The sequence below is a fragment of the Stenotrophomonas sp. genome (assembly GCF_032061965.1).
Classification (GTDB): Bacteria; Pseudomonadota; Gammaproteobacteria; order Xanthomonadales; family Xanthomonadaceae; genus Stenotrophomonas.
Map to the genome: position 1 here is coordinate 54,660 of NZ_DAMBEF010000015.1, position 22,303 is coordinate 76,962.

A 22,303-nucleotide genomic window follows, 5' to 3' on the forward strand; every position below is an offset into this window, starting at 1 on the left:
CCATGGACCTGAAAAGCGGCTATCCGTTCTGGGCTGTTCGCAATGGACTGATGCAGGCCTACCCTGCATTGGCGCAGGACCTGCAGTGCGAGGTGCTGGTGCTGGGCGGCGGCATCACCGGCGCACTCATCGCCGACCACCTGGCCGCACATGGCCATGAAGTTGCCGTCGTCGAGCAGCGCGATATCGGCTGGGGCTCGACGGCCGCCAGCACGGCCTTGCTGCAGTACGAGATCGATACGCCGCTGCGTGACCTGGCCCGGCAATATGGGCTGGACGCTGCGGTGTTGGCCTATCGCGCCTGTGCGCAGGCAATCGATGACCTGGGCGAACTGGCTGGACAAGTGCGCGGGGTGGATTTCCAGACCGCACGCAGCCTGTATTACGCCAGCAAGCGCGGCGACCTGGCCGAGCTGATGGAAGAGTTCGAGCTACGCCAAGCGCATGGTTTTGCGGTGGACTGGTACGACGCCGCGGGTGTTCAGGCCGAATACGGCTTCAGCGCGCCCGGCGCCATCCTCAGCCACCATGCCGCACGCATGGACCCGTACCGGATGGCGTATCGGCTGCTGGCCCGGTTGAGCAAACAAGGGGGCCAGGTCTACGACCGCACCACCATCGCCGCCATCGATGCCGGGCCACGCCGGGTCACTGCCTTGACCAGCGATGGCATCCGCATCCAGTGCCGGCAGCTGATCATCGCCGCCGGTTACGCCAGCCAGCATTGGCTACGGCAGCGCGTAGCCCGCAACCGCAGCAGTTACGCCTTCGTCACCGATCCGCTGTCCGCCGAGGCGCTGGGTGCGGCCCGCAACACGCTGCTGTGGGAAACCGCCCGCCCCTATCTTTACCTGCGCAGCACCGCCGACCAACGACTGCTGGTGGGCGGCGAAGATGACGCCGTGGATATCGCGGCACGCCGCGATGCCCAGGTTGATCGCAAGGCCCGCAAGCTCGCCGGCAAGGCCAGCAAGCTGCTCGGCGGGATTCCGGTGGAGCCCGCCTTTGCCTGGGCCGGCACCTTTGCCGAGACCGCCGATGGCCTGCCCTTTTTCGGCGCCCACCGGCAGTGGGGGCCACGCGTCCAGTTCGCCATGGCTTACGGCGGCAACGGCATCACCTATTCGATGATCGGCGCCGGCCTGCTGCGGGCCGCCATCGAAGGCCGCCGCCATCCACTGGCACCGCTGTTCTCGTTCCAGCGCCTGGGCTGAGACGTCGCACGCGACAGGCCACATTCAAGCCATTTCTGATAGCGTTCAGGTTGCCCGCCATAAGGCGCTGGCACCCTGGAGCGGTCCCGTGATGATTCGACACCTGCTGCTTACCGCCTTGTTGCTGGCACCTTGCGTGGCGCTGGCCGATGAAGGCAGCCCCAGCGCAGCTGCGCTGGACCTGAGCGTGCCGCAGGCACCGGTCCGCTACCTGGGCGACCCGAGCGTGCAGCAGGACGCCCCCGGAACCTATTACGGCGACCACAGCGGGCGCGGCCTGCCGCGCAAGGGCGTGGCCGCGGACACCGACAGCGTGGTCGACGACAAGCTGCAGGTGCACGGCGCGGTCACGACCGGCATCGGCTATTCCAAGGCCTTCGGCAACAGCCACTACAACGCGGTGGAGCTGAACCTGGGCAAGAATTACACCACCGACGAAGGCACTACCCGCCGCTTCGACGTGAACATCCATGTCAGCAAGGGCGATGGTGTCGGTCCGTACGGCCCTTATGGATACGGCCCCGGTCCGTGGGGCGGCTGGTAAGCGCCGCCAGGCCAACTCAGGCAGTGACGCGCATCCACACGCAGTCGATCGCATCCAGCACGATGTGCAGCAACAAGCCGATGCCGAACACGCGCGTGCGCTTGGGCACGGTGAGTCCCGCATAGACCAGCACGGCCGGCGCGGTATGCAGCGGGTGGAACCCCACGCTGCAGCGGTTGGGGGCGTAAATGGGGTCAGCCAGCAGGTGATCCAGATCGATCACCCAGCCCAGCAGCAGCAACATCCACGCCTTGGCGAACTGCGGCCGCCAGAACAACCAGGCCAACAGCGCCGGAACGGCGATGTGCAGGCACAGGTGCAGGATCGCACGCAGGCTCATGCGCCCTGGGCATCCAGCGATGCCATGTCGATCACAAAGCGGTACTTCACGTCAGAACGTTCCATGCGCGCAAATGCCTCGTTGATGTCCTGCATCGGGATCTGCTCGCATTCGGGGTAGATGCCCTTCTGCGCACAGAATTCCAGCAATTCGCGGGTCTGCGCGATACCGCCGATCAATGAACCGGACACCTGCTTGCGACCCCGCACCAGCAGGCTGGCATCCAGTGGCGGCATTTCCTCAAGCGCCCCCACCAACACGATTCGGCCGCCAACATCCAGCAGTTTGACGTAGGGGGCCAACGCATGCGCGACCGGCACCGTGTCGATGATCAGGTCCAGCGAGGACGCGGCCGCGCGCATTGCCTCGGCGTCACCTGATACCAGCACATGCTGGGCACCCAGCGCCCGTGCGTCGGCCGCCTTGCCGGCGCTGCCGGTGATCAGGGTGACCTCGCAGCCGAGCGCAGCGCCCAGCTTGACGGCCATATGGCCCAAACCGCCCAGCCCGATCACGCCCAGGCGGGTGCCGGGGCCGGCACCGTACTGGCGCAGCGGCGACCAGCTGGTGATGCCGGCGCACAGCAGCGGCGCGGCGCGGGCCAGGTCCAGCTGCGGCGACAGCGCGATGACGAAGGCGTCCCGCACCACGATGGCGCGGGAATAGCCGCCCTGGGTGATATCGCCGCTGATCCGGTCACGGCCGTTGTAGGTCATGGTCACGCCATGCCGGCAGAACTGCTCCTCGCCCTGGTTGCATTGGTCGCAATCGCGGCAGCTGTCGGCCATGCATCCCACCCCCACCGCGTCACCGACGTTGACGCTGGTCACGGCGCTTCCCACCGCCTGCACGCGGCCGATGATCTCGTGACCGGGCACCATCGGGTAGCGGGCCGACCCCCAATCGTTGCGGGCCTGGTGCAGGTCCGAATGGCAGACCCCGCAATACAGGATCTCGATGGCGACGTCGTCGGCACGCAGCGCGCGGCGGTCAATGGCCAGCGGTTGCAGCGGCGTGCTGGCCGACAGCGCGGCATAGGCAAGGGTGCGCATGGGGGGCTTCCGGGTGGATCAGCGGCCAATTGTAGGGGCCTGGTGCCGCCCCGGCGTTACACTATGCGGCCATCCGGCAGTTCCGCCGTGGTGGCCCTGGAGTGGCAATGATCAACAACGACGTACTGCGCAGCATCCGCTACATGCTCGATCTCAGCGACGGCATGGTGGTGGATACCATCCTTCTGGCCGACCCCGCGTTCAACGTGGACCAGGCACAGGTGCATGATTTCCTGCGCAAGGACGACGAGCCGCTGTTCGAGGCCTGCCCGGATGCCGTGCTTGCGCGCTTCCTCGATGGGCTGATCTACCACTTCCGTGGCCGTGACGAATCGCAGCCGCAGCGCCCGCCGGAAAAGCGCATTACCAACAACATCGTGCTGAAGAAGCTGCGCGTTGCCTTCGAACTGAAGGACGTGGACATGCATGCGATCTTCGAAAGCGCGGGTTTTCCGGTGTCCAAGCCGGAGCTGTCGGCACTGTTCCGCCAGCCCGACCACAAGAACTACCGCGAGTGCGGCGACCAGCTGCTGCGTGCCTTCCTCAAGGGCCTGACCCAGCGGGTGCGTCCGGCAGGCTGAGCCACCGGTAAGGCATGGCCCGGACGAACGGTCCGAGCGGGCGAATCCGGGCGGTTTACAGGATCCGGTACACGCGGGCCTTGGGCAGGTCTTCGTCCACCTGCAGGAACCAGCGCCCGGCAATGCCCGGCACCACTTCTATTTCAGGTGATTGCAAGGTGCTGCGCAGGCGCATCTGGCCCTTGAGTACCTTCCACTGCTGGCCGTTTTCCAGCACGAACACGGTACCCGGCTCCCAGCCTGCCACCTCGCCCTGCACGCGACTGTGCACCGGGCCTTCTTCCAGACCGATATGCATCGGCGCAGGCGCGGGGCTGGCGGCAACCGCTGCAATCGGCGCAGCTTGGCTGAGCATGCGATTGAGCAGCTGCAGCTGCTGCGCGCTCAGGCCGACCTGCTGAAGTTGCTCGGCGCTCAGGCGCTGCTCCAGCGGCACGTAGTCGCGCTGCTGGCTCCAGGCCAACGGGGTAAGCGACAGCAGGGTTGCAGCAAGCAGCAGACGGGTTTTCATGCTCAAGGTCCTTCCGGCCGATGCCGGTTGAAGCGCACTTTGCTGCAGTTTGGTTACGACTTGGTTACAAGCGCCAAGGCGGGGGCTTGCCCTCACCCCAACCCCTCTCCCGCACGCGGGAGAGGGGCTCGAATCGCTTGCACTGGGAGTGCTTGGGGTGAGGACAGGCTCCGAGCCGCAGAGCCCGAACAACCAGAAAAAGAAAAGGCCCGGCATAAGCCGGGCCTTTCTTCGCTGCATGGCGCGCAAACGCCCTGCGCGTCTTACCAGCTGAAGCGCGGACCCACGGTCCACTGCTTGTCGCCATCACGGTTCATCTTGATGTCGCCGTTGATGCCCCAGTTCTGGTTCAACTTCACCTGGCCACCCAGGCGACCATAGAACTCGCCTTCCGGGTTGATGCCGTGCTTCTTGGTGAAATCTTCATAGCCAGCCATTGCATACACTTCGGCGTGCTGGCCGAACGCGGTGCGGATGCCGGCTTCAGCGCTGTAGCCGTTGAAGTCCAGACCTGCATTGTGCTTCGGGTCGAACTTTTCGTAGGCCACGCGGGCAACGAAGTCGGTGGTCGGCGCGATTTCCTTGTTGAAACCGGCACCCACGCGCCACTGGTCCACGTCAACCTTGTTCAGGTCGGTTTCCTGGCGGGTGTATTCGCCGAAAGCATGGAAGTTCGGGTGGAAAGCGTAGGAACCCTTCAGGCCCCAACCGTCGGCGTCGCCACCGGCAGCGTCGGTCTTGGCGTAGTCGCCTTCGACGTAGTTGTAGGACAGACCGTCAGCAGCGGAAGCGGCGAACGGAAGGGCGGCAACCAGCGCCAGGGCAATCAACGAAGTCTTCATGGGTACTACCTCTGCGTTACTGACTTGATGGCACGACAACAAATGGTTGTCTGCGTCCGGATGTAATTTTTCCGTTAGTCGCCACAACACAAACTGAAACCAGCAGGTCAGTAATTACGCAATTTTTGGCTTGTATTCAGGCTATTTCTGGCACGCGCGCGCACCGTGTACCTATTCATTGATAGGAGTTGTCCTGAATGCTCAACGCTAGGCTTCCGTCTTGCCACGACCGTCGAAGGTTGTTGGCAACGCGCCGTCATGCAGCGGCACGCCTGTTTCCAGGTCACGCAGGATCGGGCAATCCGGTCGATCATCGCCGGCGCAACAATTGGCCAGCGCCTCCACCGTCTGCACCATGTCCTGCAACTCGGCGATACGCTGCTGTAGCACCTGCACATGGGCAAGCGCCATGCGTTTGACATCGGCACTGTGGCGCGAGCGGTCGCGCCACAATGCCAGCAGCTCACCGATCCGCTCGATGCTGAAACCCATGTCGCGCGAGCGCTTGATGAAACCCAACGTGTGGATTTCGCGCGGACCGTACACGCGGTAGCCGGCATCGGTACGCGCCACCGGCCCGATCAGGCCCACGTCCTCGTAGTAGCGGATCATCTTGGCGGAGATGCCACTGGCCTTCGCCGCCTGGCCGATGTTCATGCTCGCTTCCATCTTCATTCTCCGATCAGGCCTGCACAGGGCTGAAGCGTTTCAGGCGCAACGCGTTGCCCAATACGAACACCGACGACAGCGCCATCGCCCCGGCAGCAAACACCGGCGACAACAAAATTCCCCAGACCGGGTACAACACGCCGGCCGCCACCGGGATCAACGCCGTGTTGTAGGCAAATGCCCAGAACAGATTCTGGCCGATGTTGCCCATGGTCGCCTTGCTCAAGGCAATTGCATTGGGCACGCCCTGCAGGCTGCCCGACATCAGCACGACGTCGGCCGCCTCGATCGCCACATCGGTGCCGGTGCCGATCGCCAGGCCCACGTCCGCCTCGGCCAACGCGGGTGCGTCATTGATGCCATCGCCTACATAGGCCAAGCGCCCGTGTGCGGCCTTGAGCCGGCGCACCGCATCCACCTTGCCTTCAGGCAGCACTTCGGCAACCACGTCGTCGATGCCGAGCTGGCGTGCGATGGCTTCGGCGGTACGGCGGTTGTCGCCGGTGATCATCGCCACCTTCAACCCCTGCGCATGCAGGCGCGCTATCGCCGCACGGGTATCGGACTTGATCGGATCGGACACCGCGATGATCGCCGCCAGGCGACCGTCCAGCGCTGCGTAGAGCGGGCTCTTGCCCTCTTCCCCCAAACGCTGCGCCTGGCTGGCAAACACCGCCACATCCAGTCCCAGCTTCTGCATGAAGCGGTCCGCACCCACCTCAACCCGCACGCCGTCGACATCCGCGCGCACGCCATAGCCGGTGACAGATTCGAAGCTGCCCACCGCGGGCAGCTGCAGACCCTCGTGCTGGGCGGCGCTGACGATGGCACGTGCGATCGGGTGCTCGGAGCGATCCTCCACCGCTGCCACCCGTGCCAGCACCTCGTTGCGCTGGAAGCCGTCGGCCAATTGCAGGTCGGTCAGCACCGGCCGGCCCTCGGTCAGGGTACCGGTCTTGTCCACCGCCACCACCTGCGCGTCCTTCAGCAGCTGCAACGCCTCGCCCTTGCGGAACAGCACGCCCAGTTCCGCGCCGCGCCCGGTACCGACCATGATGGACGTCGGCGTAGCCAGGCCCATCGCGCACGGGCAGGCAATGATCAGCACGGCCACCGCGTTGACCAGGCCAAAGGTAAGCGCCGGCTCCGGCCCGAACAGCAACCACACCAGGAAGGTCAGCAGCGCCAGGCCCATCACCGCCGGCACGAACCACAGGGTGATGCGGTCCACCAGGGTCTGGATTGGCAGTTTGGCGCTCTGCGCCTGCTCTACCAGACGGATGATCTGCGCCAGCACCGTTGCCCCGCCTACGGCAGTTGCGCGCACGCCGAGTGCGCCGGTCTGGTTGACCGTGCCGCCGATGACGGTACTGCCGACTGCCTTCTGCACCGGTACCGGTTCACCGCTGATCATGGATTCGTCGACGTAGCTGTCCCCATCCACCACATCGCCATCCACCGCGATGCGTTCGCCCGGCCGCACCTCGATCACATCACCGCTGGCGATCTGCGCCAACGGAAGCTCCACCACGTTGCCATCGCGGCGTACGCGCGCGGTCTTGGCCTGCAGCTTGAGCAATCGCTTGATCGCTTCGGAGGTGCGTCCCTTCGCCTTGGCCTCGAGCATGCGCCCCAACAGGATCAGGGTGACGATCACCGCCGCGGCTTCGTAATACACATTGACCGTGCCCGCCGGCAGCAGGCGCGGCAGGAAGGTGGCGACCAGCGAGAAGCCATAGGCCGCCAGCGTGCCCACTGCGACCAGCGAATTCATATCCGGTGCGCCACGCAGCAAGGCCGGTATGCCCTTCTGGTAGAAGCGCCGGCCGGGGAAAACCAGCACCAGCGTGGTCAACACGAACTGCAGCAACCAGCTGTTGCCGGTGCCGAGGCTGCCCGCGATGAAGTGATGGAAGGCCGGCACCAGGTGCCCGCCCATCTCCAGCAGGAACACCGGCAGGCTGAGCGCCGCCGCCAGCCACAGGTCGCGCTTGAGCACGCGTAGCTCCTCGGCCTGGCGCAGCGCCTGCTGGTCATCGCTGCTGCCGCTTGCAACCACGTTGGCCGAATAGCCCGCCTTGCTGATTGCCGCCAGCAAGGCCGCCGTATCGGCACTGCCCTGCACGCTGGCGCGTTCGGTGGCCAGATTGACGCTGGCCGACTGCACGCCGGGCACTGCCTTCAGCGCGCGCTCTACCCGACCCACACAGGAGGCACAGGTCATGCCTTCAATCAGCAGCTCCTGCGTAGCCGGCGCAGTGACCTCGTAACCGGCCTTGTGCACCGCCTGCACCAGCGCCTCGCGCGTCACGCTGCCATCGGTATGCACGCTTGCCCGTTCGGTCGCCAGGTTGACGCTGGCCAGGTTGACGCCGGGTACCGCCTTCAGCGCGCGCTCCACCCGGCCCACGCAGGAGGCGCAGGTCATGCCTTCGATCATCAGGTCTTCAGTACTGCTGCTATTGCTCATGGCGGGTGTCCAATCCGATGCTTGCGAGGCACCTTAAAGCTTCCAACGATGGGAGGGTCAAGGCCCCGTTATCGCTTGACCTTGCCATCGTGGCAAGGTGCATGCTTGCCCTATCCCACCGGAGAAACACCATGAAACTGCATATCGAGAGCATGACCTGCGGCGGCTGCGCCCGCAGCGTGACGGCCACGGTCAAGGATGTGGACCCCGCAGCCACGGTCGAGATCGACCTGCCGACCAAGACCGTGCAGATCCAATCCAGCCAAGCCCCGGAGGCCTTCACCAAGGCCCTGGATGAAGCCGGCTTCCCGCCACAGCCGGCAGCGTAAGCCTGCCCTGCAGCGCGCGCTCAGCGCACGCGCTGCCACACCTCGCGCTCGACCCGGCGCTCGCCCTGCCAGCGCTCCAGCGTCCACAGGTCGCCTTCCAGCGTATAGCGGAAGGTGTAGCTGCCGCCCTTCTCCAGCGGGTAGGACGCCATCAGCGGCGTTTCCACGTACTGCCCGGCCTCGCTGCGGTACGTGCCTGAACCGCCGGCCCAGAACGCGCCGTCACGGGTGGTGGTGAAGGCGAAACGGCCATCCGCCAGCACCTTGCTGCCGGCCAGCTTCTGGCTGGTGTAATCCACCACGGCGCCATGCGGATCGACGGATTCACCCGATTGCAGCTGCCAGGCGCCCTGCAGCGCATCGGTGGCGTGGGCCGTGAGCGCGCCCAGCAACAGCGTGGCGGTGGTCAATGAACGCAGCAGCATCGACAGATCCTTGTCCGGAAGGGCGTCCATTGTGGGCATCTGCGCGTTGCTGTCGCCAGCAACGGCTCATCGGCAACCATTGCCGCCGACGGCGGGGCGGTATCATTGCCGCCAATCCAGAAACGAACGATGGCCCGCAACGTGCAGACCCTTCTCACCCCGGTATCGATTGGCGAGCTGATCGACAAGATCACCATCCTCGAAATCAAGGCCGAGCGCATCGGTGATGCCACCAAGCTGGCCAATGTCCGCACCGAGCTCGATGGCCTGTGGCCGCTGTGGCTGGAACAACAGCGCGCGCGCCCGTCCTTGACCGCGCTCAAGGACCAGCTCAAGGCCATCAACGAACGCATGTGGGACATCCAGGACCGCCTGCGCGAGAAGGAAGCAGCGCAGGATTTCGGCGCGGAATTCATCACCTTGGCGCGCGGCGTCTACGGCACCAATGGCGAGCGCATCGTGGTGAAGAACGAGATCAACCGCGTTGCCGGCTCGGCATTGGTGGAAGAAAAGCAGTACCAAGGGGAATAAGCCACTGCCCTGGCGTTCGCTTGGCGAACGCCATCAGCGTCCAGCCTCCCCCCTGGCGCTGCGCCAACGGGGGAGGAGCAACGGCCCACCCGCCTGCTTAGAACGCGATCTGCGCCCACAGGCCGGCCTCGTGGCTCTCCAGCCGCGACTTCGCCGTCTCGGCCCGTACCTGCTTGCCCACCGCCGCCAGCCGCAGGTGCTTGTTCGGCTTCCATTCCACGCCCACCATGCTGTATCGCTCACGCGTCCGCGGGTCGATGTCCAGGCTCATGCGGGTCTCTTCGTGGCGGGTGAACACCGCGTACTGCGGGCTCAGCTGGTAACTCGCCCAGCCCGACCAGCCACGCTGGTCATCGCTGCCCGGTTTGACCACCCGGCTCCAGTCTTCGGCACGGAAGTACTGCGCGCCAACCCGAGCACGCTCCCCCACCCAACTGGCCATGGCATTCCAACGCTGTGCGGTGTGTTCGCGCGGACGGTCGCCGGCATCCTGCGCGCGGGTGCCGCGGTAGCCCCCCACGGCCAGTTCCACGCCCTTGAGCGGAACCCAGCCCACGCGCGCTTCCACGTCTGCACGCCGGCCCAGGCGCGGCTTCTGGTAGCCGCCACCGGTGACCACCGATGCCGCGTAGGTCAGGTCGCCATACGTGTACTGACCATGCACGCCATAGTCCGCCGCATTGCCCATCTTGGCCCGGGTGATCAGCGCGCCATCAACGTAGCGGTAGCCTTCACGCACCGACTCCTGCTGGATCCACGGCAAGGGGGCATTGCCGAACCGCAACCAGTTGCCCTTGCCGAAACTGCGCTGCAGGTAGGCGTGACGCAGCCACAGGTCACTGGGACCGCTGTTGCGCGACCACTGGAAATCGGTGGTGACCTGCGCCGACCAGTTTTCGTTGAAGCGGTGGTCGACGGTGATGAAGGTGCGCTTGAGGTCCAAGGCCAAACCTTCGTCATCGCTGACCACGCCATCACGATCAAGCTGACTGGCATTGACGAAGATCTGCGCCGACACCTTGGTGGCCGGGGTGGCGTCTTGTGCTGCTGCCGCCAGCGGCAGGCAAAGCCCGAGCAGGCCCGCCGCAAAGAAAGTGGAGCTTACGCCTTGCATTACATCTCTCCTGGTGCCGGCCGAAGCCGGCAAGTTGTTCAACGGTGCGCTGCGGCGACGGCCTGGTGGCAAGGCGCGCTCAAGGCGCCCTAACCGACCCAGCCAACGGCAACAGCGAAATTCAATGCGGCATGTGACAGCGCAGGCCGAGTGCTATAGCGGCGCGGCCGGCGCGCAATTGAATATTCCAGCCCGACCGGCAGCCAGGCCGGTCGGCAGGATGTCCTGGTTCTGGCTTGCCCCGCTCCGATTCGACGTGCTCATTTTCGTCATTTGGCGAGCGCGCAACCCTGATCCAGATCAAGCAGACAAGCAATATCCACCTGCCGTGCAGGCTGCCCGCTCGCCAGTCGCGGGGTACTCGGACCCTACCCGCTTACCGAATCGGCAACATCCCCCGGCGCACAATGCTGGCACCGCCCACCCCTGCGAGGCCCTCCATGAGCTACATCGACGGATTCCTGGCCGCGGTACCGCTGGCCAACAAGGACAGCTTCATCGCCCATGCCCACCTCACCGATGCCTTGTTCATCGAATACGGCGCGTTGCGGGTGACCGAGTGCTGGGCCGATGACGTGCCGCGCGGCCAGCTGACCGACTTCCACCGCGCCGTGCAGGCCCGCGACGACGAGGCAGTGGTGTTCTCCTGGATTGAGTGGCCGGACAAGGCAACGCGTGATGCCGGCATGCGCAGGATGATGGAAGACCCGCGCATGGATCCGGCAGTCCATCCGATGCCGTTCGATGGCAAGCGCCTGGTCTATGGCGGCTTCATGCCGGTGCTGCACCTGGGCGACTAGGCAAGCGCAAGCCGCAATCGCGGACAACAAAAAGGCCAGGTCGATGCCTGGCCTTGCGTGATGTGCTGCGGGTGCGGCGTCAGTTGTCGCCGCGCAGCGCGGGGGCTGCCTGCAGTCGCACCGTTTTCATCGACAGGCACTCGGGGCAGACCCGCTCCAGAACCTTGATGACCGGTGTGTAGACCGCCTTGCATTTGGTGCACTGGACCCTTCCAGTCGTGTTGGCTTCCATAAGCCGTCCTCTTGTTTCGTCTCAAGCTTCCCGATATGGAGACGAAACCCTGGAATTCAAGTACTGAACTGAACGTCCGTGCCGATGCGACGCTTACTGCGCCGCACCCAGCACGTACAGCAACACCAGCAAGGCGATCACCCCGGCCAGCACCGCGAAGAAAATCTTCCACGCGCTGTAAGGGCGCTCGCCGGCCAGCGCGCCGGTATAGCCATTGGCCAATACCTGGTAGCTGCGTGCGCCATAGGTGTAGCTGACCAGCCACACCGGCACCAGGATGTGCTTGAAGGTACGGGCGCTGTAGTTGGCCTGTACCTGCAGGTTGCGATGGGTATCGCCGGGCACCTGATCAGCGCACAGCGCGCGGGTCTGCGCCTGCATCTGTGCCTCGCCCCGCTGCGCGGCCTGGCGCAGGTCGACCTGGTAGCGCTCCACCGTCCAGCCACGTACGAACTCGGGCGTGTACACCTTCAGATCGCTGGTGGTGGGGAACTGACCGATCTTGGCCAGCAGTTCCGGGTGAACGCCTACCGTGCCGGGGACCAGCTCGTCATCGAAGAAGTGTTGCAGCGACCCCGCCGCCGGTTCCCAGCGCGTGCGCTGCTCCTGCCGGGTCTGGGTATTGCCGTTGGAGTCGCGGTAACTCACCGTCACGTAGTAGTGGTAGCCAGCCTCGGCGGTCCAGCGCGCTGCAACCTGCGCGTCGAAGGTCCAGTACGGCAGGTACATGCCCTTGAGCGTGTCGGTCAGCGCCGCACGCTTGAGCTTGTTCGGCGCGAACCAGCGCGTGCCGTACCACTTGCGGATGCTGTCGCGTACCTGGCCATCGCTGATCTTGAACGGCAGCACGCTCTGCGGCGTGATCGCATCGCCCAGCGATTGATGGTCGATGATCGACGGCGAGCCGCAGAACTCGCAGCGGTCGGCCACCTTGCCATCGACGAATACCGAGATCGCATGGCAGCTCTGGCATTGCACCTCGCGTGGTTGCGCGCCGTAGCCGCGTTGCGCCGCCGGCGTGCTGGCCATGCTCTGCAGCAGCCCCAGCGGGCCGTCCTGCTGGGCAGCGGGAAGGGGCGGCGGCGTGGCCTGCAGGCTTGCCAGCGCCTGCACCAGGTCCAGCTCGATCACGCCGGCACTGCCATCGCCAACACCTTCGCCCGCCTGCGACAGCGGCACGATGGTGCCGCAGTACGGACAGGCCAGGGCCTGCTTGGCGGCACTCCATTGCAGATCCCCGCCGCATTCCGGGCAGGGATGTTTGCCAACTGTCGCGTTGTTCATCAGCCGCGCAGGAACTCTTCCAGTGCCGAGCGGGCAATGCGGGTAGCGTTGCCGATCTTGCGCGCCTTCAGGTCACCGGCGGCAATGGATGCCATCACGTCTTCCACCGAAACCGACAGCGCCTGCGCGGCCTGTTCTGGAGTCAGCACATCCAGCGCAGCGACCTCTGTACCAGCGGCCGGCAACGGCGGCGGCACGGGCGCGCCGCTGGCTGCGCCACCGGTCTGCATGCTGCGCATCATTTCCTGCGCCATGCCGAAACCCACCGCCATCTGTGCCGGCACCGCGGCCGCAGCAGCGCCTTCGCCACCCTCGCCCATGCCGTGGCCCATCTGGTATTTCACGTAGTCGTTGAGGTTGCCGATCACGCCCATGCTGGAACGCTTGTCGATGGCCTGCTCCACTTCCGGCGGCACCGACACGTTCTCCAGGATGAAGCTGGTGATCTCGATGCCGTACTTGCTGGACATGGCCGGGTTGATGATCGGCAACAGCGCCTCGCCCAGCTCGGAGTAACGCGAGGCCACATCCAGTGCTGGCACGCCGGCCTTGGCCAGCGCTTCGGTGAACACGCTGACGATGCGCGAACGCATGGTGTCGGCGAACTCATCCAGGCGGAAATTCTGGTCGGTGCCGGCCACTTCCTTGAGGAACCTGGGCGGGTCGACGATGCGGAAATCGTAGGTACCAAACGCGCGCAGGCGGACCACGCCGAAATCGGCGTCGCGCATCATCACCGGGTTGGCGGTGCCCCACTTGTTGCCGGTGAACAAGCGCGTGTTGAGGTAATAGACATCGCACTTGAACGGCGATTCAAACCCGTACTTCCAGCCCAGGATGGTGGACAGCACCGGGATGTTCTGGGTACTCAATGTGTGCTTGCCCGGGCCGAACAGATCGGCGTACTGGCCGGCGGCAACGAACTGCACCATCTGCGATTCGCGCACGATCAACTGCGCGCCATTCTTGATCTGGCGGTCTTCGTCCGGCCAGCGGTAGGACAGCGTGTCACGCGAGTCATCGGTCCACTCGATGATCTCGATCAGTTCCTTCTTGATGAAGTCCAGAATGCTCATGCTCAGTCCCCAGTCGACAAGCTGCCGATTCTACGGTGCCGATGTTAAGACTGCGCGTGACGCGGTGCAGACATGGGCGGGCGCAGGATGGGGCCATCTTCTGAACCGGGGTACGCCCGTGCGTGCACTCACCTTGTTGCTCACCACGCTGTTCGGCCTGGCCCTGGCTGCCGGCGGCGCGTGGTTGCTGGCCCTGCGGGGCAGCCCGTTCTATCTGCTCAGTGGCCTGGTGCTGCTGCTCGTGGCCTGGGGCCTTTGGCGGCACCGGCGCTGGCCCACCTGGTTGTATGCCGGCTGGTTGCTGGTGCTGCTGGCCTGGTCGCTGTGGGAGGCCGGGCTGTACTGGTGGCCGCTGGCCACGCGCCTGGGCGTTCCGGCGTTGCTGGGGCTGTTGATGGCGCTGCCGGCGTCGCGTCGCTCCAGCCCACGCGGCTACACCGGCCCGGCCGGCTGGCCGGTGCTATTGGCTTCGCTGGGGGTGGCGGTGGTGGCGTTTGCCGGCATCCCACGCCACCTGCACGAGATCAATGGCCGCCTGCCAATGGATATCGTCAACCCCACCCCCGCGCTGGGTGACGCCACCCAGCCGGATGGCGAGTGGCAGGCCTATGGCCGTAGTGGCTACGGCCAGCGTTACTCGCCCCTGGCGCAGATCACCCCGACCAATGTCGGCGGGTTGCAGCTTGCCTGGCAGATGCAGACCGGCGACGTGCGCCTGCCCGAAGACGTCAGCGAAACTACCTACGAGGTCACCCCGCTGAAGATCGGCAACACCCTGTACCTGTGCACGCCGCACAGCCTGGCGATTGCACTGGATGCGGACAACGGCAAGATCCGCTGGAAATTCGACCCGGCCGCCGGCATGGAGCCGCAGCGCCAGCACCAGACCTGCCGCGGGCTGTCCTACTACACCGAGCCCAGCGCCGCAGTCGCAGCAGCAACGACCGCCACCACGCCGACCACCACCCCCACAACTGCCGCAACTGCACAGGCCGTCGCGCCGGCAACGGGCCACGCCTGCAGCAGCCGCGTGTTCCTGCCCAGCGCCGACGCCAAGTTGCATGCGCTGGATGCACAGACCGGTGCGCATTGCAGTGACTTCGGCAACAACGGCGTGCTCGACCTGATGCACAACATGCCGTTCAAGCAGGCCGGCTACTACTACTCCACCTCGCCGCCGCTGATCGTTGGCAGCCGGATCATCGTTGCCGGTGCGGTCAACGACGACTACGACATCAACTCGCCCTCAGGCGTGATCCGCGCCTACGACGTGCACACCGGCCAGCTGCTGTGGAACTGGGATTCGGGCAACCCCGAGCAGACCGCCCCACTGGACACCAACAATCCCAACCAGACCTACGCCGCCAGCTCGCCCAACAGTTGGTCCATTGCCAGCGCCGACGAGGCGTTGGGCCTGGCCTACTTCCCGATGGGCAACCGCACCCCGGACCAGTTGGGCATGTACCGCAGCCCGGCCGAAGAAACCTACGCCTCTTCCGTGGTGGCACTGGATATCGCTAGCGGCCGTGCGCGCTGGGTACGCCAGTTCGTGCACCACGACCTGTGGGACATGGACACCCCGGCGCAACCCAGCCTGATCGACCTGGACCTGCCGCAGGGCCGGGTGCCGGCGCTGGTGCAGCCAACCAAGCAGGGCGACGTCTACGTCCTTGATCGCCGCGATGGCAGCCCCCTGTTGCCGGTCAACGAGCGCCCGGCACCACAGCATGTGGACATCCCCGGCCAGCGCACCGCACCTACCCAGCCGTATTCGGCGCTGAGCTTTGAACCGCCCAAGCTGCGCGAAGCCGACATGTGGGGCGCCAGCCTGATCGACCAGATGCTGTGCCGCATCCAGTTCCGCCAGCTGCGTTATGACGGCCGCTACACCGCGCCCTCGCTGCAGGGCAGCCTGGTCTATCCGGGCAACTTCGGCACCTTCAACTGGGGCAGCGTGGCGGTGGACCCGCAGCGCCAGGTGATGTTCGGCATGCCCACCTACCTGGCCTTCGTGTCCAAGCTGGTGCCCAAGCAGGACACCGGCGGCCGTGAGATGAACAAGGGCGAGCATGGTTTGAACGAAAACAAGGGCGCCGATTACGCGGTGGAAATGACGCCCTTCATGTCACCGATCAGCGTGCCTTGCCACGTGCCACCGTGGGGCACGATCGCTGCCGCCGACCTGCGCACCGGCAAGATCGCCTACCAGCACCGCAACGGTACCATCCGCGATCTCTCACCCGTGCCGCTGCCGATCCGCATTGGCGTACCCGGCTTGGGCGGTCCGTTGTTGACCGCCACCGGCGTGGCCTTCCTGAGCGCGGCCACCGACGACAACTTCCGTGCCTACGACCTGGCCACCGGCAAGATCCTGTGGGACGTGCGTATCCCCGCGGGTGGCCAAGCCACGCCGATGACCTACCTCAACAGCCAGGGCGAACAGATGGTGCTGCTGGTCGCTGGCGGGCACGGCTCAACCGGAACCAAGGCCGGCGACTATGTGCTGGCGTACAAGTTGAAGAAGTGATGGCTTTCGCCCCTGAGGTAGAGCACGCCTCCCCGGCCCTCCCCTGCGCGTTGCGCAAGGGAGGCGGCAGGTAGTGTGCCGCTGACGCTGTTGCTTGAGCCCCTCCCTTGCGCAACGCGCAGGGGAGGGCTGGGGAGGGGTGCCTTTCGCAAAGAACTCAACTTGAGCCCCTCCCTTGCGCAACGCGCAGGGGAGGGTTGGGGAGGGGTGCCTTTCGCAAAGAACTCAATCAGCCAAGATCAATCGTTGGCACGTCGTACCAGGCCGCCTCGGGGAACCGCGCCAGAACCCAATCTCGAATAAAGCCGCGACTATCGGCCGCAATCACTTCATCACTGCTGTCATCACGGCTGTTCCAGGCCACGCCATGCAGTGCAATACCGCGTGCAGCCAACGCTTCCAGCGACAACAAGGTGTGATTGATCGAACCCAATCGTCCCGAGGTGACCAGCACCACCGGCCACCCGCGTTCAGCCACGTAATCAATCGTCAGCAACTGCTCGGTCAGCGGCACCATCAAGCCGCCGGCGCCTTCGATCAGCACGGTTTCGTAACGCGCCTGCAGACGGGCGGTCGCTGCCTCGATCGCGGTAAGATCCAGCGGCCGCTGCTCCAGCCGCGCCGACAGGTGCGGTGATGCCGGGTAGGCAAACAACGCCGGCATCGTGGTGCCATCGCGGTCTTCGTCAAACAAGCCGGTGCCCATGACGCGACGGTGCAGCAGGATGTCATCCGATGCACCAACACATCCGGTCTGCACCAGCTTCTGCGTGATCAGCTGCTCGCCCTGCTCTGCCCATTGCCGCGCCAACCAACCGGTGACCACGGTCTTGCCGATCTCGGTATCGATGCCACTGACGAAGATCACCTTGCCGCTCATGCACGCATATCCTCTTCCTGCAGGCTGGCCACCAGCGCGACCATGCCTTCGCACAGCTGCTGCAGCTGTGCCTCGTTGATGACGAAGGGCGGCATCACATAGACCAGGCGACCGAAAGGCCGGATCCAGATGCCTTGTTGCAGCATCCGCTGCTGGATGCGCTCCAGGCGCAGGCCGGCCTTCAGCTCGATGACACCGATCGCTCCAAGCACGCGCACATCCGCCACCTGCGGCAACCCGCGTGCAGGCGCCAACCCGGTGCTCAGCTGTTGCTCGACAGCCGCCACCCGGCCCTGCCAATCCTGCGACAGCAGCAGCTGTACCGAAGCCAGCGCCACCGCACAGGCCAGCGGATTGGCCATGAAGGTCGGCCCATGCATGAACACACCCGGCTCGGCTCCGGCGATCACATCGGCCACCTCACGCGTGCACAAGGTCGCGGCCAGGGTCATGTATCCACCGGTCAGCGCCTTGCCAATGCACAGGATGTCCGGACTGATGCCGGCGTGCTCGCAGGCGAACAGGCGCCCGCTACGGCCAAAGCCGGTGGCGATTTCGTCGCAGATCAGCAGCACATCGTGCGCATGGCACAACTGCGACAGCTCACGCAGATACTGGGGATGATAGAAGCGCATGCCGCCGGCGCCCTGCACCACCGGCTCGATGATGAAGGCGGCAATGCTGTCGGCGCGCTCGGCAAACAACTGCGCCACCGCCGCGATGTCCGCCGGATCCCACGCGCCATAGAACGACGTCTGCGGTGCCGGCACGAAAAGACGGGAAGGCAATGCGCTGCCAAACAGGCCATGCATGCCGGTGACAGGATCGCAGACTGACATCGCGTTCCAGGTATCACCGTGATAGCCGGAGCGCGTCGTGGCGATGTTGGTCTTGCCGGGCTTGCCGCGCGCAGCCTGGTACTGCACCGCCATCTTCAGCGCCACTTCGACCGACACCGAGCCGGAGTCGGCGTAGAAGATCGCATCCAGCCCGGTCGGCACGATCTGCAGCAGTTGCTTGCCCAGGGCGATGGCGGGCTCGTGGGTGAGGCCACCAAACATCACATGCGACATGCGCCCGAGCTGTTCGATCACGGCCTGGTTCAACTGCGGATGGTTGTAGCCGTGGATGGCACACCACCACGACGCCATTCCGTCAATCAGCTCGGTACCGTCTTCCAGCTGCAGCATCACGCCATCGGCACGCGCCACCTTGAGCACGGGAACCGGGCTGCCCAAGGCACTGTACGGGTGCCACAGATGCTCGCGATCGAATTGGTCTATCACCATGGTTCAACACACCACGCCGCAGGAAGCGCGGCTTGCAGGGGGCGTACCTTACCGCTTGCGCGCCTGCGCTGCATGCATCAGCGGCAATGGATCGAACGGCCCATCACCTGCGTAGATGCCGTAATGCAGGTGAGGCGGTGTACCACGCGCGTTGCCACTGTCCCCGACAAAACCCAGGACGTCACCGGCCTGGACGACGCGCCCATAAGCCAGGCCCGGTGCCCAGTCCTGCAGATGCGCGTAGTAGTGGCGCTGCCCGGCCGGGCTGATGACCCACACCTGACGCCCACCCAGGCCACTGTCGCGCACCGCGGCCACCACCCCGGCCGTGGCCGCCACGACCGGCGTGCCGCGCTTGGCAAAGATATCCACACCGTGGTGCTTGCGGTCGCGGCCGCGAGGCGCGCCAAAGGTATCGGCGATCTGGCGTGGCTTGATGCCTTGCACCGGCACCAGGATCGCAGCCGGTGCCGGCATGCGCGCGAGCATCCAGCTTTCGCGGGCGACAACCGCAAAGGGTTGCTGCCACGCCCAGACCGCAATGGCCGACAGCACCAACAGTGCGCCAATGCGCCCTATCCACCGTCCTGCATTCTTCCGAGCTTGTTGCATCGACCACTTCCGCGTTGATCCGGTGCGCAGAAACTAGCAGGAAAACCGCTGTTTTCCAGATGATCGTCAGCTTGCTTGATGAACCGTTGCGGGACTTCTTGTTCGCTTCACATTCGCCCCATCGGCGCTCCATCGCAGCGGCGTATTCCTGCCTCAACCCTCGCTCACGCCGCCGCCATGCCGATGCTCCGCATCCTGCTGATCAATCCCCCGCACACCGCCATCGGCAGCCGCATCCCGCGCGAGCACCTGCCGCCGCTGGGGCTGCTGAGCATCGGCGGCCCCTTGCTGGACGCCGGTCATGACGTGCGCCTGCTGGATGCCGATATCGGGCCCATGCCACTTGCCGCCCTGCTCGGCGAGGTCGCGCGCCATGCCCCCGACGTGGTGATGATGGGCCACTCCGGCTCCAGCTCGGCCCACCCCACGGTGGTAGCCATCGCCACCCAGCTGAAACAGCAGCGTCCGGATCTGTGGGTTGTCTACGGCGGCGTGTTTCCCACCTATCACTGGCAGGACATCCTGCGGCAGACGCCGGCCATCGACTGCATCGTTCGCGGCGAAGGCGAGCACACCGTGCTGCAGTTGATGCAGGCGTACGCCGCCGCACAGCCGCTCGATACCGTGGCGGGCATTGCGCTGCGCGTGGACGGACAGCCCGTGGCGACCGCCGACGCGGTGATGATCACCGACCTGGACCAGGCGCGCGTGGGCTGGGAGCTGATCGAGCATGCGCGCTACTCCTATTGGGGTGGGCGGCGCGCCGTGGTGGTGCAGTTCTCCCGCGGCTGCCCTTACCTGTGCAGCTACTGTGGCCAACGCGGCTTCTGGACCCGCTGGCGGCATCGCGACCCGGTGCTGTTCGCACGCGAGCTGGCGCGCCTGCATCGCGAGCACGGCGTGCAGGTGATCAACTTCGCCGACGAGTTGCCTACCGGCTCACGCCGCGCCTGGAAGCGCTTCCTGGAGGCGTTGATCGCCGAGGATGTCGGCCTGACCCTGGTAGGGTCCACGCGCGCCGGTGACATCGTGCGCGACGCCGACATCCTGCACCTGTACAAGCGTGCCGGCGTCATCCGCTTCCTGCTCGGCATCGAGAGCTATGAGGCGGCCACCCTGGCCAAGATCCGCAAGGGTGCCGACGTGGATGAGGACCGTAACGCGATCCAGCTGCTGCGCCAGCACGGCATCCTGTCGATGGCGACCTATGTGGTGGGTTTCGAGCAGGAAACCGATCGCGACTACTGGAACAGCCTGCGCCACCTGCTGCGCTACGACCCCGATCAGATCCAGCTGCTGTACGTCACCCCGCACCGCTGGACGCCCTACTTCAATGACGTGGCCACGCGCCGGATCATCGACGACGACCAGCGCCATTGGGACTACAAGCACCAGGTGCTGGAAACCCACGGTGTACCGCCATGGCGTGTATTCCTGTGGTTCAAGGTGATCGAGGCGGTGATGCAGCTGCGGCCCAAGGCGTTGTGGCGCGTCTTGTTCCACCCTGACCGTGAGGTGCGCTACGGCATGCGCTGGTATACCCGCATGGGCCGGCGGGTATGGCCGCACGAGGTAATCGGCTTCCTGCGCAACATAGTGCGGATGCGTCCGGGCATGACGGTGGGCGACTTCTGGGGTGGGCAGGCGCAGCTGCCGGAAGAAGCGTTGGCGCGACCAGTGCGCTCAGCGCGTGCCCCGATCACCCTGCAGCTGGTTGCGATGCCATCGCCCGCCACGGAGACGCCACGATGAGCCCCTTGCTGCCCTTCTCGGCGCCGCTGGCAGCGGCGCTGCTGCTGAACTTCGTGCTGCTCGGGGCTGCCGCGATGGCTGGACGCATGCTGTTCGAAGCAGCGGCCGTGTTCGGGCTGATCGCCCTGATGATGGCCTTCCTGGCCACCAGCGGTACCGATGCGCTGCTGGTGGCGCTGGCGGCTGTGCTGCAGTTGTACTGCGCAACGGCGGCCCGGCGTAGTGCCAGGTCGCCCACCGCGCTCAACGCCCGGTCACAGCCTGCATCTGCTGTGGATAGCGTGCACCGACCACGGTGATCGCATCCAGGGCCTGCTGGATGACGGCCATGTCGGCGCTGTCCAACTGAACATCGGTCGCGCCCAGGTTTTCCTCCAGGCGATGCAGCTTGGTGGTGCCAGGGATCGGTACGATCCAAGGCTTGCGTGCCAGCAGCCAGGCCAAGGCGATCTGCGCATGACTGATGTGCTTGCGCTCGGCCAGCGTGCCGATCACCTCGATCAAGTGTGCGTTGGCCCGCCGGTTTTCCTCTGAAAAGCGTGGCAGCTTGCTACGGAAGTCGCTCGCATCGAAGTGGGTGGTGGCATCCATCGCCCCCGTCAGGAAGCCGCGGCCCAGGGGACTGAACGGCACGAAGCCGATGCCCAGTTCTTCCAGCAACGGCAGGATCTCCTGCTCCGGCTCACGCCACCACAGCGAGTACTCGCTCTGCAGCGCCGCCACCGGCTGCACCGCATGCGCACGGCGGATCGAATCGACACCGGCTTCGGACAGGCCAAAGTGCTTGACCTTGCCCTCCGCAATCAGCTCGCGCACGGTGCCAGCCACGTCTTCCATCGGCACTTCTGGGTCGACGCGATGCTGGTAGAGCAGGTCGATGCGATCGGTACGCAGGCGCTTTAGCGATGCTTCTGCGACGGCACGGATATTCTCCGGCCGGCTGTCCACGCCCTTGCTGCCGTCCGCGTCACGGAAGCCGAATTTGGTGGCAATCACCACCTGGTCGCGGATTGGCGCCAAGGCCTCGCCCAGCAGATCCTCGTTGGTATACGGCCCATACACTTCGGCGGTGTCGAAAAAAGTGACACCACGTTCATGGGCTGCGCGGATCAGGGCAATGCCATCGGCCCGCGCGACGGGCTGGCCATAGGCATGAGTCAGGCCCATGCAGCCCAGGCCCAATGCCGAGACCTCCAGGCCACTATTACCGAGTACACGTGTATGCATCA

General features: G+C 65.3%; 24 protein-coding genes. 9 read left to right on the forward strand and 15 right to left on the reverse strand.

Annotated features, from left to right (window positions below; translation table 11 throughout):
* The first annotated feature begins 2 nt into the window (after positions 1-2).
* Together RT460_RS10010 and RT460_RS10015 are read left to right on the forward strand one after the other, a co-directional pair.
* On the forward strand, positions 3-1,214 hold the full coding sequence (locus RT460_RS10010; protein ID WP_313318772.1) for an FAD-dependent oxidoreductase: 1,212 nt from the start codon (positions 3-5) through the stop codon (positions 1,212-1,214).
* Between the two features lie 91 nt (positions 1,215-1,305).
* Positions 1,306-1,758, forward strand: a complete 453-nt coding sequence (locus tag RT460_RS10015) for a hypothetical protein (RefSeq protein WP_313318773.1) — start codon at positions 1,306-1,308, stop codon at positions 1,756-1,758.
* A gap of 16 nt (positions 1,759-1,774) precedes the next feature.
* On the opposite strand, the gene RT460_RS10020 is transcribed toward RT460_RS10015, so the two are convergent.
* The gene (locus RT460_RS10020; protein ID WP_313318774.1) at positions 1,775-2,098 is read right to left on the reverse strand and encodes a DUF6122 family protein; all 324 of its coding nucleotides are present in this window, start codon (positions 2,096-2,098) and stop codon (positions 1,775-1,777) included.
* Positions 2,095-3,150, reverse strand: a complete 1,056-nt coding sequence (locus RT460_RS10025) for an NAD(P)-dependent alcohol dehydrogenase (protein WP_313318776.1) — start codon at positions 3,148-3,150, stop codon at positions 2,095-2,097. Before RT460_RS10025 ends, RT460_RS10020 begins: the two co-directional genes overlap by 4 nt.
* Before the next feature lie 107 nt (positions 3,151-3,257).
* Here RT460_RS10025 and RT460_RS10030 point away from each other — a divergent pair, with 107 nt between their 5' ends.
* Positions 3,258-3,731, forward strand: coding sequence for a DUF1456 family protein (locus tag RT460_RS10030; protein WP_313318777.1), 474 nt, complete (start codon positions 3,258-3,260; stop codon positions 3,729-3,731).
* 55 nt (positions 3,732-3,786) lie between these two features.
* On the opposite strand, the gene RT460_RS10035 is transcribed toward RT460_RS10030, so the two are convergent.
* From RT460_RS10035 to RT460_RS10050, 4 genes are all read right to left on the reverse strand, one after another.
* On the reverse strand, positions 3,787-4,242 hold the full coding sequence (locus tag RT460_RS10035) for a hypothetical protein (protein ID WP_313318778.1): 456 nt from the start codon (positions 4,240-4,242) through the stop codon (positions 3,787-3,789).
* 263 nt (positions 4,243-4,505) lie between these two features.
* A complete protein-coding gene (locus RT460_RS10040; RefSeq protein ID WP_313318779.1) occupies positions 4,506-5,084 on the reverse strand; it encodes an Ax21 family protein in 579 nt (192 codons plus the stop codon).
* A gap of 207 nt (positions 5,085-5,291) precedes the next feature.
* Entirely contained in the window at positions 5,292-5,759 is a 468-nt protein-coding gene (gene cueR, locus RT460_RS10045; protein ID WP_313318780.1) for a Cu(I)-responsive transcriptional regulator, read from the reverse strand.
* A 7-nt stretch (positions 5,760-5,766) separates the two neighbouring features.
* Complete coding sequence (locus tag RT460_RS10050; RefSeq protein WP_313318781.1) at positions 5,767-8,223, reverse strand: heavy metal translocating P-type ATPase; 2,457 nt, start codon at positions 8,221-8,223, stop codon at positions 5,767-5,769.
* A 131-nt stretch (positions 8,224-8,354) separates the two neighbouring features.
* On the opposite strand from RT460_RS10050, the gene RT460_RS10055 reads away from it, so the two are divergent.
* Entirely contained in the window at positions 8,355-8,552 is a 198-nt protein-coding gene (locus RT460_RS10055) for a heavy-metal-associated domain-containing protein (protein ID WP_313318782.1), read from the forward strand.
* Positions 8,553-8,572: 20 nt separating this feature from the next.
* Here the strand turns inward: RT460_RS10055 and RT460_RS10060 are convergent, their stop codons facing one another.
* On the reverse strand, positions 8,573-9,007 hold the full coding sequence (locus RT460_RS10060) for a hypothetical protein (protein ID WP_313318784.1): 435 nt from the start codon (positions 9,005-9,007) through the stop codon (positions 8,573-8,575).
* 111 nt (positions 9,008-9,118) lie between these two features.
* Here RT460_RS10060 and RT460_RS10065 point away from each other — a divergent pair, with 111 nt between their 5' ends.
* A complete protein-coding gene (locus RT460_RS10065; RefSeq protein ID WP_313318836.1) occupies positions 9,119-9,508 on the forward strand; it encodes a DUF6165 family protein in 390 nt (129 codons plus the stop codon).
* A 97-nt stretch (positions 9,509-9,605) separates the two neighbouring features.
* Here RT460_RS10065 and RT460_RS10070 read toward each other — a convergent pair whose 3' ends face one another.
* The gene (locus RT460_RS10070) at positions 9,606-10,622 is read right to left on the reverse strand and encodes a hypothetical protein (RefSeq protein WP_313318785.1); all 1,017 of its coding nucleotides are present in this window, start codon (positions 10,620-10,622) and stop codon (positions 9,606-9,608) included.
* Positions 10,623-11,062: 440 nt separating this feature from the next.
* On the opposite strand from RT460_RS10070, the gene RT460_RS10075 reads away from it, so the two are divergent.
* Positions 11,063-11,422, forward strand: a complete 360-nt coding sequence (locus RT460_RS10075; protein ID WP_313318786.1) for a DUF1428 domain-containing protein — start codon at positions 11,063-11,065, stop codon at positions 11,420-11,422.
* Between the two features lie 79 nt (positions 11,423-11,501).
* Here the strand turns inward: RT460_RS10075 and RT460_RS10080 are convergent, their stop codons facing one another.
* The 3 genes from RT460_RS10080 to RT460_RS10090 all read right to left on the reverse strand — a co-directional run bounded on the left by RT460_RS10080 (position 11,502) and on the right by RT460_RS10090 (position 14,014).
* The gene (locus RT460_RS10080) at positions 11,502-11,654 is read right to left on the reverse strand and encodes a hypothetical protein (RefSeq protein WP_313318787.1); all 153 of its coding nucleotides are present in this window, start codon (positions 11,652-11,654) and stop codon (positions 11,502-11,504) included.
* Positions 11,655-11,747: 93 nt separating this feature from the next.
* Entirely contained in the window at positions 11,748-12,938 is a 1,191-nt protein-coding gene (locus tag RT460_RS10085; RefSeq protein ID WP_313318788.1) for a hypothetical protein, read from the reverse strand.
* Positions 12,938-14,014 (reverse strand): SPFH domain-containing protein, encoded by a 1,077-nt coding sequence (locus RT460_RS10090; RefSeq protein WP_313318789.1) that lies wholly within the window; start codon positions 14,012-14,014, stop codon positions 12,938-12,940. The genes RT460_RS10085 and RT460_RS10090 overlap by 1 nt, the downstream gene beginning before the upstream one ends.
* Before the next feature lie 118 nt (positions 14,015-14,132).
* Here RT460_RS10090 and RT460_RS10095 point away from each other — a divergent pair, with 118 nt between their 5' ends.
* On the forward strand, positions 14,133-16,541 hold the full coding sequence (locus RT460_RS10095) for a membrane-bound PQQ-dependent dehydrogenase, glucose/quinate/shikimate family (protein WP_313318790.1): 2,409 nt from the start codon (positions 14,133-14,135) through the stop codon (positions 16,539-16,541).
* A 229-nt stretch (positions 16,542-16,770) separates the two neighbouring features.
* Here RT460_RS10095 and bioD read toward each other — a convergent pair whose 3' ends face one another.
* Genes bioD through RT460_RS10110 form a run of 3 tightly spaced genes read right to left on the reverse strand, consistent with a single transcriptional unit; the run spans position 16,771 to position 19,322 of the window.
* The gene (gene bioD, locus RT460_RS10100; protein WP_313318791.1) at positions 16,771-17,421 is read right to left on the reverse strand and encodes a dethiobiotin synthase; all 651 of its coding nucleotides are present in this window, start codon (positions 17,419-17,421) and stop codon (positions 16,771-16,773) included.
* Entirely contained in the window at positions 17,418-18,710 is a 1,293-nt protein-coding gene (gene bioA, locus RT460_RS10105; RefSeq protein WP_313318792.1) for an adenosylmethionine--8-amino-7-oxononanoate transaminase, read from the reverse strand. Before bioA ends, bioD begins: the two co-directional genes overlap by 4 nt.
* A gap of 48 nt (positions 18,711-18,758) precedes the next feature.
* Positions 18,759-19,322: a M23 family metallopeptidase gene (locus tag RT460_RS10110; protein ID WP_313318793.1), complete on the reverse strand. Its 564-nt coding sequence runs from the start codon at positions 19,320-19,322 to the stop codon at positions 18,759-18,761.
* Positions 19,323-19,499: 177 nt separating this feature from the next.
* Here RT460_RS10110 and bchE point away from each other — a divergent pair, with 177 nt between their 5' ends.
* Together bchE and RT460_RS10120 are read left to right on the forward strand one after the other, a co-directional pair.
* Complete coding sequence (gene bchE / locus RT460_RS10115; protein ID WP_313318795.1) at positions 19,500-21,074, forward strand: magnesium-protoporphyrin IX monomethyl ester anaerobic oxidative cyclase; 1,575 nt, start codon at positions 19,500-19,502, stop codon at positions 21,072-21,074.
* On the forward strand, positions 21,071-21,373 hold the full coding sequence (locus RT460_RS10120; protein WP_313318797.1) for a hypothetical protein: 303 nt from the start codon (positions 21,071-21,073) through the stop codon (positions 21,371-21,373). The genes bchE and RT460_RS10120 overlap by 4 nt, the downstream gene beginning before the upstream one ends.
* Here RT460_RS10120 and RT460_RS10125 read toward each other — a convergent pair.
* Positions 21,318-22,301 carry an aldo/keto reductase gene (locus tag RT460_RS10125; RefSeq protein ID WP_313318799.1) on the reverse strand — a complete coding sequence of 328 codons (984 nt, stop codon included), beginning with the start codon at positions 22,299-22,301 and terminating at the stop codon, positions 21,318-21,320. The two genes, RT460_RS10120 and RT460_RS10125, sit on opposite strands and share 56 nt — an antisense overlap.
* Positions 22,302-22,303 lie beyond the last annotated feature (2 nt).

Excerpts from the sequence above, each read along its gene's own strand:
- RT460_RS10120 (WP_313318797.1), top strand. The coding sequence starts at position 21,071 with ATGAGCCCCTTGCTGCCCTTCTCGGCGCCGCTGGCAGCGGCGCTGCTG.
- RT460_RS10055 (WP_313318782.1), top strand. The coding sequence starts at position 8,355 with ATGAAACTGCATATCGAGAGCATGACCTGCGGCGGCTGCGCCCGCAGC.
- RT460_RS10030 (WP_313318777.1), top strand. The coding sequence starts at position 3,258 with ATGATCAACAACGACGTACTGCGCAGCATCCGCTACATGCTCGATCTC.
- bchE (WP_313318795.1), top strand. The coding sequence starts at position 19,500 with ATGCCGATGCTCCGCATCCTGCTGATCAATCCCCCGCACACCGCCATC.
- RT460_RS10090 (WP_313318789.1), bottom strand. The coding sequence starts at position 14,014 with ATGAGCATTCTGGACTTCATCAAGAAGGAACTGATCGAGATCATCGAG.
- RT460_RS10080 (WP_313318787.1), bottom strand. The coding sequence starts at position 11,654 with ATGGAAGCCAACACGACTGGAAGGGTCCAGTGCACCAAATGCAAGGCG.
- RT460_RS10040 (WP_313318779.1), bottom strand. The coding sequence starts at position 5,084 with ATGAAGACTTCGTTGATTGCCCTGGCGCTGGTTGCCGCCCTTCCGTTC.
- bioA (WP_313318792.1), bottom strand. The coding sequence starts at position 18,710 with ATGGTGATAGACCAATTCGATCGCGAGCATCTGTGGCACCCGTACAGT.
- bioD (WP_313318791.1), bottom strand. The coding sequence starts at position 17,421 with ATGAGCGGCAAGGTGATCTTCGTCAGTGGCATCGATACCGAGATCGGC.
- RT460_RS10020 (WP_313318774.1), bottom strand. The coding sequence starts at position 2,098 with ATGAGCCTGCGTGCGATCCTGCACCTGTGCCTGCACATCGCCGTTCCG.
- RT460_RS10035 (WP_313318778.1), bottom strand. The coding sequence starts at position 4,242 with ATGAAAACCCGTCTGCTGCTTGCTGCAACCCTGCTGTCGCTTACCCCG.
- RT460_RS10125 (WP_313318799.1), bottom strand. The coding sequence starts at position 22,301 with ATGCATACACGTGTACTCGGTAATAGTGGCCTGGAGGTCTCGGCATTG.
- RT460_RS10085 (WP_313318788.1), bottom strand. The coding sequence starts at position 12,938 with ATGAACAACGCGACAGTTGGCAAACATCCCTGCCCGGAATGCGGCGGG.
- RT460_RS10025 (WP_313318776.1), bottom strand. The coding sequence starts at position 3,150 with ATGCGCACCCTTGCCTATGCCGCGCTGTCGGCCAGCACGCCGCTGCAA.
- RT460_RS10010 (WP_313318772.1), top strand. The coding sequence starts at position 3 with ATGGACCTGAAAAGCGGCTATCCGTTCTGGGCTGTTCGCAATGGACTG.
- RT460_RS10060 (WP_313318784.1), bottom strand. The coding sequence starts at position 9,007 with ATGGACGCCCTTCCGGACAAGGATCTGTCGATGCTGCTGCGTTCATTG.
- RT460_RS10015 (WP_313318773.1), top strand. The coding sequence starts at position 1,306 with ATGATTCGACACCTGCTGCTTACCGCCTTGTTGCTGGCACCTTGCGTG.
- RT460_RS10070 (WP_313318785.1), bottom strand. The coding sequence starts at position 10,622 with ATGCAAGGCGTAAGCTCCACTTTCTTTGCGGCGGGCCTGCTCGGGCTT.
- RT460_RS10075 (WP_313318786.1), top strand. The coding sequence starts at position 11,063 with ATGAGCTACATCGACGGATTCCTGGCCGCGGTACCGCTGGCCAACAAG.
- RT460_RS10050 (WP_313318781.1), bottom strand. The coding sequence starts at position 8,223 with ATGAGCAATAGCAGCAGTACTGAAGACCTGATGATCGAAGGCATGACC.
- cueR (WP_313318780.1), bottom strand. The coding sequence starts at position 5,759 with ATGAAGATGGAAGCGAGCATGAACATCGGCCAGGCGGCGAAGGCCAGT.
- RT460_RS10110 (WP_313318793.1), bottom strand. The coding sequence starts at position 19,322 with ATGCAACAAGCTCGGAAGAATGCAGGACGGTGGATAGGGCGCATTGGC.